Annotated in this window: 11 protein-coding genes; 7 read left to right on the plus strand and 4 right to left on the minus strand. The window is 74.4% G+C overall.

The features are described 5' to 3' along the window. Positions 1-15: 15 nt before the first annotated feature. From nsdA to DVA86_RS11600, 7 genes are all read left to right on the plus strand, one after another. Complete coding sequence (nsdA, locus tag DVA86_RS11570) at positions 16-1,584, plus strand: transcriptional repressor NsdA (RefSeq protein ID WP_208877915.1); 1,569 nt, start codon at positions 16-18, stop codon at positions 1,582-1,584. Positions 1,585-1,752: 168 nt separating this feature from the next. Next, positions 1,753-3,036 carry an ammonium transporter gene (locus tag DVA86_RS11575; RefSeq protein ID WP_208877917.1) on the plus strand — a complete coding sequence of 428 codons (1,284 nt, stop codon included), beginning with the start codon at positions 1,753-1,755 and terminating at the stop codon, positions 3,034-3,036. Beyond that, positions 3,033-3,371 carry a P-II family nitrogen regulator gene (locus DVA86_RS11580; RefSeq protein ID WP_208877919.1) on the plus strand — a complete coding sequence of 113 codons (339 nt, stop codon included), beginning with the start codon at positions 3,033-3,035 and terminating at the stop codon, positions 3,369-3,371. Before DVA86_RS11575 ends, DVA86_RS11580 begins: the two co-directional genes overlap by 4 nt. 1 nt (position 3,372) lies before the next feature. Next, the gene (locus DVA86_RS11585; protein ID WP_245996502.1) at positions 3,373-5,853 is read left to right on the plus strand and encodes a [protein-PII] uridylyltransferase; all 2,481 of its coding nucleotides are present in this window, start codon (positions 3,373-3,375) and stop codon (positions 5,851-5,853) included. A 97-nt stretch (positions 5,854-5,950) separates the two neighbouring features. Next, positions 5,951-7,513: a signal recognition particle protein gene (ffh, locus tag DVA86_RS11590; RefSeq protein ID WP_208877923.1), complete on the plus strand. Its 1,563-nt coding sequence runs from the start codon at positions 5,951-5,953 to the stop codon at positions 7,511-7,513. Between the two features lie 47 nt (positions 7,514-7,560). Continuing rightward, positions 7,561-8,082 carry a GNAT family N-acetyltransferase gene (locus DVA86_RS11595; protein ID WP_208877924.1) on the plus strand — a complete coding sequence of 174 codons (522 nt, stop codon included), beginning with the start codon at positions 7,561-7,563 and terminating at the stop codon, positions 8,080-8,082. A 110-nt stretch (positions 8,083-8,192) separates the two neighbouring features. After that, positions 8,193-8,816 carry a hypothetical protein gene (locus DVA86_RS11600; protein WP_208877925.1) on the plus strand — a complete coding sequence of 208 codons (624 nt, stop codon included), beginning with the start codon at positions 8,193-8,195 and terminating at the stop codon, positions 8,814-8,816. 43 nt (positions 8,817-8,859) lie between these two features. On the opposite strand, the gene DVA86_RS11605 is transcribed toward DVA86_RS11600, so the two are convergent. The 4 genes from DVA86_RS11605 to DVA86_RS11620 form a co-directional block, all read right to left on the minus strand. Beyond that, positions 8,860-10,083: a phosphopentomutase gene (locus DVA86_RS11605; protein WP_208877927.1), complete on the minus strand. Its 1,224-nt coding sequence runs from the start codon at positions 10,081-10,083 to the stop codon at positions 8,860-8,862. Continuing rightward, a complete protein-coding gene (locus tag DVA86_RS11610; RefSeq protein WP_208877929.1) occupies positions 10,080-11,243 on the minus strand; it encodes an alanine racemase in 1,164 nt (387 codons plus the stop codon). Before DVA86_RS11610 ends, DVA86_RS11605 begins: the two co-directional genes overlap by 4 nt. A 79-nt stretch (positions 11,244-11,322) precedes the next feature. After that, positions 11,323-12,516 (minus strand): aminotransferase class V-fold PLP-dependent enzyme, encoded by a 1,194-nt coding sequence (locus tag DVA86_RS11615; RefSeq protein ID WP_208877930.1) that lies wholly within the window; start codon positions 12,514-12,516, stop codon positions 11,323-11,325. Next, entirely contained in the window at positions 12,513-13,499 is a 987-nt protein-coding gene (locus DVA86_RS11620) for a phosphotriesterase family protein (RefSeq protein ID WP_208877931.1), read from the minus strand. The genes DVA86_RS11615 and DVA86_RS11620 overlap by 4 nt, the downstream gene beginning before the upstream one ends. Positions 13,500-13,544 lie beyond the last annotated feature (45 nt).

Genomic DNA, 13,544 nt, shown 5'->3' on the forward strand with positions numbered 1-13,544 from the left:
ATGGGGGCGTTACCCGTGAGCGGCAGCGGCGGCAGCGGTGGTAGCGCGAGCGAAAAGCGTCCGAACGAGCAGCTGGGTTCGTGGTTTGTCCGAAGCGGCTGGTCCAAGGGCGAGTTGGCGCGCCAGGTGAACCGGCGCGCCCGCCAGCTGGGCGCGCACCACATCAGCACGGACACCTCGCGGGTGCGCCGCTGGCTGGACGGCGAGCAGCCGCGCGAGCCCATACCGCGCATCCTCTCCGAGCTGTTCTCCGAGCGCTTCGGCTGCGTCGTCGCCGTCGAGGATCTGGGCCTGCGCCCGGCGCGTACGTCCCCGGCGGCCTCCGGCATCGATCTGCCCTGGGCCGCCCCGCAGACGGTGATGATGATCAGCGAGTTCTCGCGCAGCGACCTGATGCTGGGGCGGCGCGGCTTCCTCGGCACCTCGCTGGCGATGTCCGCCGGACAGGCCCTGATCGAGCCCATGCAGCGCTGGCTGGTGCCCACCCCGGCCGCCCCCGCGCACGCGACCGCGCCCGGCGCGCCCCCGGACGCGCAGCCCGTGCAACTCCCCGCGCAGGAACGGCCGTCGGGCGGCGGCGGCGCCGGCGGCGGGTCGCGGCGCGCCGCGCGGCTGTCCGTGCCGGAGCTGGAACTGCTCGAGCAGACCACCGTGATGTTCCGCCGCTGGGACGCGCAGTGCGGCGGCGGCCTGCGCCGCAAGGCCGTGGTCGGACAGCTGCACGAGGTGACCGACCTGCTGCAGGAGTCCCACGCGGAGCCCGTCACCCGCCGCCTGTTCCGGGTGACCGCCGAACTGGCCGAGCTGGCCGGCTGGATGACGTACGACATCGGGATGCAGCCGACGGCGCAGAAGTACTTCGTGCTGGCCCTGCACGCGGCGAAGGAGGCCGGCGACCGGCCGCTGGGCTCGTACGTCCTCTCCGACATGAGCCGCCAGATGATCCATCTCGGGCGCCCCGAGGACGCGTTGGAGCTGATCCACCTCGCGCAGTACGGCAGCCGCGAGGGCGCCACGCCGCGTACGCAGTCGATGCTGCACGCCATAGAGGCGCGGGCGTACGCGAACATGGGGCAGCCCGGCAAGTGCAAGCGGGCCGTGCGGATGGCCGAGGACACGTTCGAGGACATCGACCCCGGCGACGACGACCCGGACTGGATCCGCTTCTTCTCGGCCGGGGAGCTGCACGCCGAGAACGCCCACTCGTACCGCGACCTCGCGTACTCCGCGGGCCGCAGCCCCACGTACGCCTCGCTCGCGGAGCCCGCGATGGAGCGCGCCATCGAGCTGTTCCGGCAGGAGGCGGCGGAGGCCGAGGGCGGCGGGCACCAGCGCTCGTTCGCGCTCAACCTGATCGGCATGGCCAGCGTGCACCTGCTGCAGAACGACCCCGAGCGGTGCGCCGACCGGACCTCGGAGGCGATGGACGTCGCCCGGCGGCTGCGCTCGGAGCGGGTGAACAACCGGATCCGCAAGACCGCCGCGACGGCGGCGCGCGATTTCGGGCAGGTGCCCGCGGTCGCCCGGCTGACCGAGCGGCTGGCCCGTGAGCTGCCGGAAGAGGAGTCCGCGCTGGCGGGCTGAACCGCCGCGCGGCCGTCCGTTCATCCAGGCGTAACAACGCGCGCGTCTTCGTCACCGCGGTGAAACACCTCGCGGCACCGGCCGAAACGGGGCCTCGGGATTCTGTGGCGCAATCCGGCCCATCAGATCCTGCCCCCAACGGGTCGTTACACCGAGGAGACGTCCACATTGAACGGCGCGGATACCGCCTTCGTACTGATCAGCGCAGCGCTGGTCATGGTGATGACGCCCGGCCTCGCCTTCTTCTACGGCGGCATGGTCCGGGTCAAGAGCGCACTCAACATGCTCATGATGTCCTTCGTCTCGCTGGGCATCGTCAGCGTCCTTTGGGTGCTGTACGGATACTCGCTTGCCTTCGGCTCCGACAACGGCGGAGTCATCGGCAACTTCGACCACATCGGCCTCAAGGGCATCGACGTCACGACGCTCACGGACGGCAAGGAAGGCATTCCGGTCTTCGCGTTCGTCTTCTTCCAGCTGATGTTCGCCGTGCTCACGCCCGCCCTGATGAGCGGTGCGCTGGCGGACCGGGTGAAGTTCAGCGCGTGGGCGCTGTTCATCGCGCTCTGGGTGACGTTCGTCTACTTCCCGGTCGCGCACTGGGTGTGGGCTGAGGGCGGCTGGCTGTTCGAGCTGGAGGTCATCGACTTCGCGGGCGGCACCGCCGTCCACATCAACGCGGGCATCGGCGCGCTCGCCGCCGTCCTCGTCATCGGCAAGCGCATCGGCTTCCGCAAGGACGCGATGCGCCCGCACAGCCTGCCGCTGGTGATGCTCGGCGCGGCGCTGCTGTGGTTCGGATGGTTCGGCTTCAACGCGGGCTCCGCGCTGGCCGCCGACGGCACGGCCGCCACCATGGCGCTCAACACGCAGGTCGCCACGGGCGCCGCGATGCTCGGCTGGCTGGCGTACGAGCGGGTGCGGCACGGCGCGTTCACCACCCTCGGCGCCGCGTCCGGTGCCGTCGCCGGGCTGGTCGCGATCACGCCGTCCGGCGCGCACGTCAACGCGATGGGCGCCATCCTGATCGGCCTGGCCGCCGGGGCGCTCTGCTCGTGGGCCGTGAGCCTCAAGTTCAAGCTGGGCTACGACGATTCGCTCGACGTCGTCGGTGTGCACCTGGTCGGCGGTGTCGTCGGCACGCTGCTGGTCGGCGTCCTCGCCATCGACGGCGTGGGCGGCGCGAGCCAGCTCGGCAAGCAGGCGGTCGGTGCGTTCTCGGTGATGGCGTTCTCGTTCGTGGTCTCCTGGCTGCTGGCCCGGCTGGTGCAGGCCACGGTCGGCTTCCGCGCCGCGGAGGACGACGAGGTGGCCGGTCTCGACCAGGCGTTCCACGCGGAGACGGCGTACGACTCGAGCGCGGCGGGCGGTTCGGCCGCGCGTGGCACCGCTCCGGTGCACGGCGCCGCGGGCAGCGAGACGGGCAAGCAGACCAGGAAGGTGGACGCGTGAAGCTCATTACGGCGGTCATCAAGCCGCACCGGCTGGAAGAGGTCAAGGAAGCGCTGCAGGCGTTCGGCGTGCAGGGCCTCACGGTCACCGAGGCCAGCGGGTACGGGCGCCAGCGCGGCCACACCGAGGTCTACCGGGGCGCGGAGTACACCGTCGACCTGGTGCCCAAGGTGCGGATCGAGGTGCTGGCCGAGGACGAGGATGCCGAGCAGCTGATCGAGGTGGTGGTGAAGGCGTCCCGTACCGGCAAGATCGGCGACGGCAAGGTGTGGAGCCTGCCGGTCGACACGGCGGTACGGGTGCGGACCGGCGAGCGTGGCCCGGACGCCCTCTGACGTGGCGCCCAGGGACTACGCGACGGCCCGGCGGCGCCTCCTGCGGGGCACGGCGCGGCCGGGGCCGTCGCGCCGTGCCGAGCTGTCCCGGCTGACCGACCACTGGCTGGCCGGCCTGTTCGGCGGGGCGCGGCCCGGCGCCGCCCTCGTCGCCACCGGCGGGTACGGGCGCGGCGAGCTGTCGCCGCGCAGCGACTTCGACCTGCTGCTCCTGCACGACGGCAGCACCGGCTCGGCGGAGCTCGCCGAGCTGGCCGACCGGATCTGGTACCCGGTGTGGGACCTGGGCATCGCCCTGGACCACTCCGTACGGACGCCGGCCGAGGCGCGCAAGACCGCGGACGAGGACCTCAAGGTGCAGCTGGGACTGCTCGACGCCCGCCATCTGGCCGGCGACCCCGCGCTCACCTCCGCGCTGCGTACGGCGGTGCTGGCGCGGTGGCGGGCCCAGGCGCCGCGCAGGCTGCCGGAGTTGCACGAGCTGTGCCGCGAACGGGCGGACCGGCACGGGGAGTTGCGGTTCCTGCTCGAACCGGACCTGAAGGAGGCGCGCGGCGGCCTGCGCGACGCCACCGCGCTCCGCGCCGTCGCCGCCTCCTGGCTGGCGGACGCCCCCCGCGAGGGCCTGGAACAGGCCCGCCGCACGCTCCTCGACGTGCGCGACGCGCTTCAGCTCGCCACCGGCCGGGCCGGCGACCGGCTGTCGCTCCAGGACCAGGACCAGGTCGCGGCCGACCTCGGGCTGCTGGACGCGGACACGCTGCTGCGGCAGGTGTACGAGGCGGCGCGCACCCTCTCGTACGCCGGCGACGTCACCTGGCGCGAGGTCGGCCGGGTGCTGCGCGGCCGCTCAGGGCGGCAGCGCCTGCGCGGCCTGCTGGGCGCCCGCGGCGGCGCGCGCCAGGAGCGTACGCCGCTGGCGGACGGTGTCGTCGAACACGACGGCGAGGCCACCCTCGCCCGTACGGCGCGCCCCGAACGCGACCCGGTGCTCCCCCTGCGCGCAGCCGCTGCCGCCGCGCAGGCCGGGCTGCCGCTGACGCTGCCGACCGTACGGCGGCTCGCGCAGGCGGCGCCGCCGCTGCCGGTGCCGTGGCCGGCGGAGGCGCGGCAGGAGTTCGTACGGCTGCTCGGCGCGGGCCGGGCGACCGTACCGGTGTGGGAGGCCATGGAGGACGCCGGGCTGGTCACGGTGCTGCTGCCGGACTGGGACCGCGTACGGTGCCGCCCGCAGCGGAACCCCGTGCACACCTGGACCGTCGACCGGCACCTGGTCGAGACCGCCGTACGCGCCTCCGCGCTCACCCGCCGCGTGCAGCGGCCCGACCTGCTGCTGGTCGCCGCGCTGCTGCACGACATCGGCAAGGGCTGGCCGGGCGACCACTCCGTGGTGGGCGCGACCATCGCGCGGGACATGGCGGCCCGTATCGGCTTCGAGCCCGCCGACGTGGACGTGCTGGGCACGCTCGTACGGCACCACCTGCTGCTCGTGGAGACCGCGACGCGCCGCGACCTGGACGACCCGGCGACCGTCGAGTCGGCCGCCGAGGCGATCGGCGCCCCCGGCACCCTGGAACTGCTGCGCGCGCTCACCGAGGCCGACGCCCTCGCCACCGGGCCCGCCGCCTGGTCGGCCTGGCGCGGCGGGCTGGTGGCCGACCTGGTGAAGCGGGTGGGCGCGGTGCTCGCGGGCGGCGCGGCCGACGCGGGGGCCGAGCCGTACGAGCCGACGGCGGAGACCGAACGGCTCGCCCTGGACGCGTGGCGCACCGGCGGGCCCGCGCTCGTGCTGCATACGGGGGCGGAGCCGGAGGGCGCGGACGGTGCGGAGGGCGCGCCGGGCGCCCCGGGCGGCGAACCCGCCGGTGCCGAGCTGCTCGTCGCGCTGCCCGAGCGGCCGGGCGTACTGCCCGCCGTGGCGGGCGTACTGGCCCTGCACCGGCTCACCGTGCGCGCCGCGGAGCTGCGGCGGCTGCCGCTGCCGGCGGAGGTCACCGAGCCGGGCGGCGGGGACGCCGGGGACGGCGCGCACGTCGGGAACGGCCCCTCCGTGCTGTTGCTGAGCTGGCGGGTCGCCGCCGAGTACGGTGCGCTGCCCGAGCCCGACCGGCTGCGGGCTGATCTCGTACGCGCCCTCGACGGCGCCCTGGACGTCGCCGCGCGGCTCGGCGAGCGGGAGGCCGCGTACCGCAGACCCCGCGGCCGTACGTCCGAGGCGCCGCCCGCGCGCGTGACCGTCGCGGCCACCGGGTCGCAGCTCGCGACGGTGATCGAGGTGCGCGCGCAGGACGCGCCGGGGCTGCTGTTCCGCGTCGCCCGTACGCTGGAGCGTGCGCGGGTGACGGTGCGCAGCGCACACGTCAGTACGCTCGGGGCCAACGCCGTCGACGCCTTCTACGTCACCGGCCCCGAGGGCGCTCCGCTGCCCGCGACGGAAGCCTCCGAGCTGGCACGGGAGCTGGAACGGGCGCTGACCGGCTGACCGTGGCCGACCAGGGATGACCGCTTGCCCCGCAAGGCGGATACCCTTGGGGGTCGACTGCCCGCATGACATCCGACCCGAAGGATCCGCGACCGCCGTGTTCGACACTCTTTCCGATCGCCTCGCAGCGACCTTCAAGAACCTCCGGGGCAAGGGCCGCCTCACAGAGGCCGATATCGACGTCACGGCGCGCGAGATCCGTATCGCCCTCCTGGAGGCGGACGTCGCGCTGTCCGTCGTCCGCGCCTTCATCAAGCAGGTCAAGGAGCGCGCCCTCGGGGCCGAGGTCTCGCAGGCGCTGAACCCGGCCCAGCAGGTCATCAAGATCGTCAACGAGGAGCTCATCAGCATCCTCGGCGGCGAGACCCGCCGGCTCCGGTTCGCCAAGAACCCGCCGACCGTGATCATGCTGGCCGGTCTGCAGGGCGCGGGCAAGACGACCCTGGCCGGGAAGCTGGGGCGCTGGCTGCAGCAGCAGGGCCACACCCCGATGCTGGTCGCTTGCGACCTCCAGCGCCCGAACGCCGTCAACCAGCTCGCGGTCGTCGCCGAGCGCGCGGGCGTCGCCGTCTTCGCCCCGGAGCCCGGGAACGGCGTCGGCGACCCGGTCCAGGTCGCCAAGGACTCGATCACGCACGCCCGTGAGAAGCAGCACGACGTGGTGGTCGTCGACACCGCCGGCCGGCTCGGCATCGACCAGGAGCTGATGCAGCAGGCCGCGGACATCCGGGACGCGGTGAGCCCGGACGAGATCCTGTTCGTCGTGGACGCGATGATCGGCCAGGACGCGGTCACGACGGCCGAGGCGTTCCGGGACGGCGTCGGCTTCGACGGCGTCGTGCTGTCCAAGCTCGACGGCGACGCGCGCGGCGGTGCCGCGCTGTCGGTGGCGCAGGTCACCGGCAAGCAGATCATGTTCGCCTCGAACGGCGAGAAGCTGGACGACTTCGACGCGTTCCACCCGGACCGCATGGCGTCCCGCATCCTCGGCATGGGCGACATGCTCACCCTGATCGAGAAGGCCGAGCAGACCTTCAGCCAGCAAGAGGCCGAGAAGATGGCGGCCAAGCTGGCGAAGGGACCGAAGGAGTTCACGCTCGACGACTTCCTGGCGCAGATGGAGCAGGTCCGCAAGATGGGCTCCATCTCCAAACTGCTCGGCATGATGCCCGGCATGGGCCAGATGAAGGACCAGATCAACAACCTGGACGAGCGCGACGTCGACCGTACGGCCGCCATCATCAAGTCCATGACGCCCGGCGAGCGCGCCGAGCCGACGCTGATCAACGGGTCCCGGCGGGCGCGTATCGCCAAGGGCTCCGGCGTGGATGTCAGCGCGGTGAAGAACCTGGTGGAGCGGTTCTTCGAGGCCCGCAAGATGATGTCCAAGATGGCCCAGGGCGGCGGCATGCCGGGGATGCCCGGGATGCCGGGCATGGGCGGCGGCGGTGCCACGAAGAAGAAGGGCAAGCCGCAGAAGAAGGCCAAGGGCAAGCGCCAGTCCGGGAACCCGATGAAGCGCAAGCAGGAGGAGCAGGCCGCGGCCGAGCGGCGGGCCGCCGCGCAGGCGGGCGGCGCGTTCGGGCTGCCGGGCGCGGGGGAGGACCCCGGGGACTTCGAGCTGCCGCAGGAGTTCAAGGACATCCTGCCGCCGAAGTGAGCGGGCCCGAGCCGGGCTGAGGGGCGCGGCGGTGGATGATGTGACACATGCGCGTATACATCCGCCCCCCGCGGCCCGAGGACGAGCGGGCGTACAGCGAGGCCGTCGTGCGTTCGGCCGACCACCTCAGCCCGTGGAACCCGGTGGAGCCGGACGGCCTCCCCGACCTGCTGCGGCGGCAGGGCGCGACACTGCGCTCGTTCATGATCCTCAACCGGGACGACGACGGCCTGGTCGGCCGCGTCAACGTCGCCAACATCGTCCGCGGCCGCTTCCTCAACGCCTCGCTCGGCTACGACAGCTACGTCCCGTACGCGGGTACCGGCCGCATGACGGAGGGGCTGCGGCTCATCGTCGACCGGTGCTTCGCGGCCGGGCCCGACGGGCTCGGGCTGCACCGCCTGGAGATCAACGTCCAGCCGGAGAACGAACGGTCCCTCGCGATGGCCAAACGCCTCGGCTTCCGGCACGAGGGCTTCTCCCCGCGCATGCTCTACCTCAACGACGCCTGGCGCGACCACGAGCGCTTCGCCCTCACGGCGGAGGAGTGGCCGGGGGCGGGCGCCTGAGCGCGGGGCGGCCTCGGCAGCGCGTAACGGGCAGTGGTTTACCGCCCGTTGCCCCGGCTACCCGGCGCGGTGACAAGCCAGTTACCCGACAGAGCCGGAGGTGGACAGCCGTGTCCACAGTCCTGACCGTCGTCCTGATCGCCGTGGTCGCCGTCGCCGTCGCGGGCGTCCTCTACGGGGTGCGCAGCCGCCGCGGCGCCCGGAGCCGCGAACTCCGGCAGCACTTCGGGCCCGAGTACGAGCGGGTGCTCGAGCGCCACGGCGGCGACACGGAGGCGGCCGACCGCGAACTCGGCGACCGTATGGACGAGTACGGCACCCTCAACCCGACGCCGCTCGCCTTCGGCGCGGACGACGCGTACCTGTCCCGCTGGACCACCGTCCAGGAGCGGTTCGTCGCCTCGCCGCAGCAGGCGGTGAACGAGGCGGACGCGCTGCTGGCCCAGCTGGCGGCGGACCGCGGGTTCCCGGCCGCAGGCCAGCACGACCGCCAGTTCGAGGCGCTCTCCGTGCACTACCCGCTGCAGGCCGACGGGCGCCGGCTGCTGCACGCGGCGGCGCTCGGGCAGCTGGGCACCGAGCAGCTGCGGGAGGCCATGGTGCGCGGCCGGGCGCTGTTCGACGCGCTGCTCGACGACGGGCGGCGGGAGCGGAACCCCGCCCGGCACCGTACGGGCCCGGTCGGCGAGACGGGGCCCGCCGGGCCGGCGCGCGTCACGGGCGAGAAGGAGTAGCCGCGCGCACGGGACCGGCCCGGACCGCACGTCGGTGGCGGGTTCACAGCAGCGGCGACCCGCTGCCCAGCACGTCCGGGCCGAGGCCCAGGGCCCGTGCGGCTGTCGCGCCGACATCCGCCAGCGTGGCGGCGTCCGGCAGCCGTACGGCGCCCTCCGCCCCCGGCCTGTGGATGAGCACCGGCACGAACTCCCGTGTATGGTACGCGTGTCCGGCCGTCGGGTCATTGCCGTGGTCGCCCGTGACGATGAGCCGGTCGCCCGGCGCGTCCAGCAGGCGCGTCAGCTCGGCGAGCCCCGTGTCCACGCGTGCCAGGACTGCGCCGAAGCGCGCGGGGTCCTGCTGGTGCCCGGCCAGGTCCGTCTCCTGCGCGTTCGCGACGACGAGCGCGTGCCCGCCGGGCGCGGCCTCCCGTACGGCCTCCAGCGTGTGCTCCAGCACCTCCCCGGTGCGTACGGCGGGCCTGCGCTGCGCCGCGTCACAGGCCAGGATGTCGGCCGCCTTGCCCACCAGCCGTACGGGCACGCCCGCGCGCGCGGCGGCCTCCGGGAGCTGCCGGGTGTGGTCCAACGGCGCGCCCAGGTGCTGCACTTGGAGGCCGTCGTTGCGGTAGAAGCCGGTGGCCGGGGTGTCCAGCCCGACGGTGCCACCGTCCCCGTGCCGTACGCTCCGCGCCAGCGGCTCGTCCGCGTGCCCGCCCACCGCGATCACCCGTGCGACGGGTGCCATTTCGCGCACCGTACGGGCGATGGCGAGGATGGTGTCGAACGGCGCGTCCGACAGCCGTCCGGACACGTTCCAGTTGACGCCGGGGTCGGCCTCCAGGCTGTCGTGCACGAGCACCGCGCCGTCCACCTCCAACAGCGGCTCGCCGGACAGGCGCGCCACGCGGTGGCCGGCGGCCTCCAGGGCGGCGGTCACCTCCGGAAGGTGCGTGCCGAGCCGGGCGACGGTCACGGCGCTGAAGTCGGCGCCCATCATGGTCTGGTGGCCCGCGTACGTGTCCGCGCCGCGGTACCCGAGCGCCGCCCTGCCGTACGCGGCGGGCAGCGCCGCCCGTTCCGCCAGGTCCGGGTGCGGGCGCAGCGCGCCCAGCCCGAGGGCGGCGAAGGCGGGCAGCCGCAGGGGCGTGCCGTTCACCGCGCGCCAGTGGTCGAGGGTGTGCGCGAGGGTGTCGGCTTTCCGGTCGCCGGGGCGCAGTTCGCCCGCGTCGGGCATCGCGCCGACGCCCAGCCCGTCGACGACGAGGATGACGGTCCTGCTCATACGGCCCTGCCCAGCGCGTCGTACAGCCCCGTCAGCCGCGGCGTACCGGACGACAGACCGGCCACCACCGCGACGGTGCTCCTGGTGACGAAGATCTGCGTGCGGAACGCGAGCACGGCCGTGTCGCCCGCCCGTACGTCCGCGCCCGGCGGCGGGGCATCGAGCAGCCGGTAGTAGTCGATGTTCTCGGCGGGCGCGTCCTGCACGCGCAGCCGCAGCCCGGTGCGCGGCAGCAGCGCGTCCGCTATGCCCGAGCGGGGGTAGAAGCCGCCGCCGTGCACCGCCGGGCGGCCGTCGGCGAGGGTGTGCGCGACCTCGGTGACGTACACGTAGCCGGGCGCCTCCGGCTGCCCCGCGTCCACGGCGTGCAGGGGCGTCGTCCCGGTCAGCGCGTGGCCGGGCTCGCCGTGGGTGGCGCCCAGTTCGGCCAGGAGCGGCAGCGTGGCCATGCAGGTGGCGCTCGGCGCGCTCAGCTTCAGCCCGGTGTGTCCGCGGCCCGCGAGGAGATCCCGGGCCTTGAGGGCGAGGCCGAAGTTCGGGGTGGGCCGCGGCTCACCGGTGTCCGCGTCGCACAGGAGGCACGGGAACGCGGTCACCCCGGCGAGCCGTATGCCCGGCAGCTCCTCGGCCGCCGCCGCGAACGCGTCCAGCCGGTCCAGCGGCACCCCGCCCTCCTGCCCGGGGTAGCCCGCGCCCGGCGCGCCCTCCAGCCGTACGAGCACGTCCTGTACGAGCCCCAGCCGCCGTGCGGCGTCGGACACGGCGCGGGCGTTGTCCAGATCGAAGACGGTGACCGCCTCCGGGCGCCAGCCCAGCATCTCCGGCAGCGCGCGCTCCGGTACGCGTACGAGGTGGCCGAGGTTGCCGGGGCGCGCGCCCGCGGCGTGCAGCGTGCGTGCCTCCGCCGCGTCGATGGCCGCGGACTTCGGCAGGTGGCGGGCGATGGCGCGGATCAGCTCGGGGTTGCGGCCGAGCTGCTTGACGACGAACCACAGGGTCAGGCCGAGCCGTTCGGCCTCGGCGGCGAGCAGCGCCGCGTTGGCCTCGACGGCGTCGCGGTCCACGACGTACGTGTCCGGCGGGATGGCGCCGTCCCCGTGCAGCGCGGCGGCGGTCTCGGCCAGCCGCGGGTTCCGGGTGAGGACGGTGTCGAGGAACACGGTCAGTCAGTCCTTGCTCTCGGGGTTCGGGGTGCTGTGCTCAGGAGGTGCTTTCGGGGGGCGCGTCAGGTGGGCGGCATCAGGTGGGCGGCCCGTCCGCGTCAGGCCCGTACGTGTCCGGCTCGGGGCCGCCGCTGTCGGCGCCCAGGTCGCGCAGGGCGCGCCGGAGGATGTCCAGGACGAGGCCGGCGCCCGCGCGCATCGGGTTGATCCGTACGGTCCAGTCGGCCAGCGCGGGGGAGTCGTCGAGGGACGACGAGGAGAGCCGGTAGAACAGCGGCGCCACCTCGTAGCGGGAGTTGGCGCCGACGGGGTACGGCGCGGCGCCGTAACGCGCCGCCGCCGCGGGCAGTTCGCGCGCGACGGGCCGGTGCAGCCGTACGAGCAGGCAGCGGTCCTGCACGTTGGCGAGCCGCACCTCCGCGACGCCGGGCACCTCGCCCGCGGCGAGCCGTTCGGCGGCCTCGGCGCCCTCCCGCGACTGGAGCGACCACATCACCGGTACGTGCGTCAGCGCGCGCAGCGCGTCCAGCGCCTGGTGGCCCTGGACCTGGCCGCCGCCGGAGTAGTTGTCCGCGCGCACCCGTCCGACGAGTTCGCCGGTGCCGACGACCGCGCCGACGCCCTCCGGGCCGTGCAGCTTGAACAGCGAGAAGCAGGAGGCGTCGGCGCCGAGTTCGACTCCGGAGGCGGGGACGCGCAGCACGGCGTAGTTGTCGTCCACCACCGTCCGTACGCCCGCCGCACGGCAGGCCGCCAGCACCTCGCCCGGGTCGTACGCGTCGGCCAGCCGCTGCCGCGAGTGCTGCACGTACGCGTACCGGAAGCTGCCGGAGCCGAGCGCGTCGGCGAGCTCCGTACGGTCGTTGAAGTCCACCTCCGCCGGCTGCACGCCGAGGCCGCGCAGCGTCACGGCGGTGGTGCGGTAGACCGGCGCCCGGTGGATGAGCAGCGGCTCACCGGGGCGCAGCGCGGCGCCGAGCGCCGCCCGGATCGCCCCGGTGCCCGCGCCCTGCACGAGGGCGGCGTCCTCCGCGCCGAAGAAGTCGGCGAGAACGGCCTCCGCGCGCGCGGTCGTTCGCGGGCGCCCGTGCCCGGGCACGACACCCGCGTCCGCGGCGAACAGCTGCTCCCCCTCGAAGTGCCGTGCGACGCACTCCAGCAGCCTGTGCTGCCGCGCCACCGCGTCCTCCAGCGGGACGGTGGCCAGCGGGTGGGTCCGCGGCAGGCGCGGAGGCGCGCCGGCAGCTGCGTCCTGGGGTGCGCTCGTCATGTCGGCTCCTTGCTCAGTGGTGTCGGCGGAGCATCGTCGACGGCGTCGTCCGTGCCTGTCGCCCCCGTCAGGAAGCGCAGCGGGTTGCGCCTGGTCAGCAGGTCGATCACGGCGTCGTCCGCGCCCGCCGCGCGCAGTCTGGGCAGGAAGGCGCGGAAGAGGTGCCCGTAGCCCGGTCCTCCCTCGCCGCGCAGATACGCGTGCCGCGAGACGTCGCAGCTCAGCAGCACCCGGTCGGCGTGGCCCGCCTCCAGCAGCGCGAGCAGCAGGCGCAGCCTGGTGGCGTCGCTCTGGTACTTCTCCTTGCCGACGGTGTCGAACGCCACGTACGCGCCCGACGCGGCCAGCGCCCGGTGCGTACCGGCGTCGTCCAGCAGGTCCTGATGCCCCAGGCACACCCGGTGCGGCGGCAGCCCCGCCGCCGTCAGCAGCTCCAGCTGCGCCGTGCCGCCCCGGCCCAGCTGCGCGTGCGTGGCCACCGACAGGCCGGTCTCCAGCGCGGCGTGCGCGGCGGCCGTGAGCACCCGGCGCTCCGTCCCGCTGGGCGCGTCGCCGTGGCTGCCGATCTCGCCCAGCACGCCGGGCCGTACGCCGGTGCCGTCGAGGCCGCCGGCGGCCTCCTCCACCAGTACGCGGGTCAGCTCCTCCGTACCGGCGTCCGCGGTCCCCGGCGGATGGAACGGCTCGTAGTACCAGCCGGTGGCCGCCACCACCGGCACCCCGCTCTCCGCCGAGATCCGCGCCAGCGCCCACGGGTCGCGGCCCATGCCGCGGCAGGTCTGCTCGACGACGAGGCCGAGCCCGTACTCCGCGCGCAGGGCGGCCAGTTCGGCCGTGACGGGCGCCGCGTGCCGTACGGGGTCGAGTACGGCGTCCGGATCGCCCTCGCGGGACAGGTCCAGGGCGAGGTGCTCGTGGGGGAGCACCGGGCCCCGTACGAGGGCGGGGGGACGGGGACCGGTGACGGTCCGCAGGTCGTGCATGGGGTGCGCTGCCTTCCTGGCGTGCTTTCCCGGCGGTGCGCCGGG

The organism is Streptomyces armeniacus, assembly GCF_003355155.1.
In the GTDB taxonomy this organism is placed as follows: Bacteria; Actinomycetota; Actinomycetes; order Streptomycetales; family Streptomycetaceae; genus Streptomyces; species Streptomyces armeniacus.

Coding starts and splice junctions, on each gene's coding strand:
- DVA86_RS11595 (WP_208877924.1), top strand. CDS start 7,561: ATGCGCGTATACATCCGCCCCCCGCGGCCCGAGGACGAGCGGGCGTAC.
- DVA86_RS11605 (WP_208877927.1), bottom strand. CDS start 10,083: ATGAGCAGGACCGTCATCCTCGTCGTCGACGGGCTGGGCGTCGGCGCG.
- DVA86_RS11615 (WP_208877930.1), bottom strand. CDS start 12,516: ATGACGAGCGCACCCCAGGACGCAGCTGCCGGCGCGCCTCCGCGCCTG.
- DVA86_RS11620 (WP_208877931.1), bottom strand. CDS start 13,499: ATGCACGACCTGCGGACCGTCACCGGTCCCCGTCCCCCCGCCCTCGTA.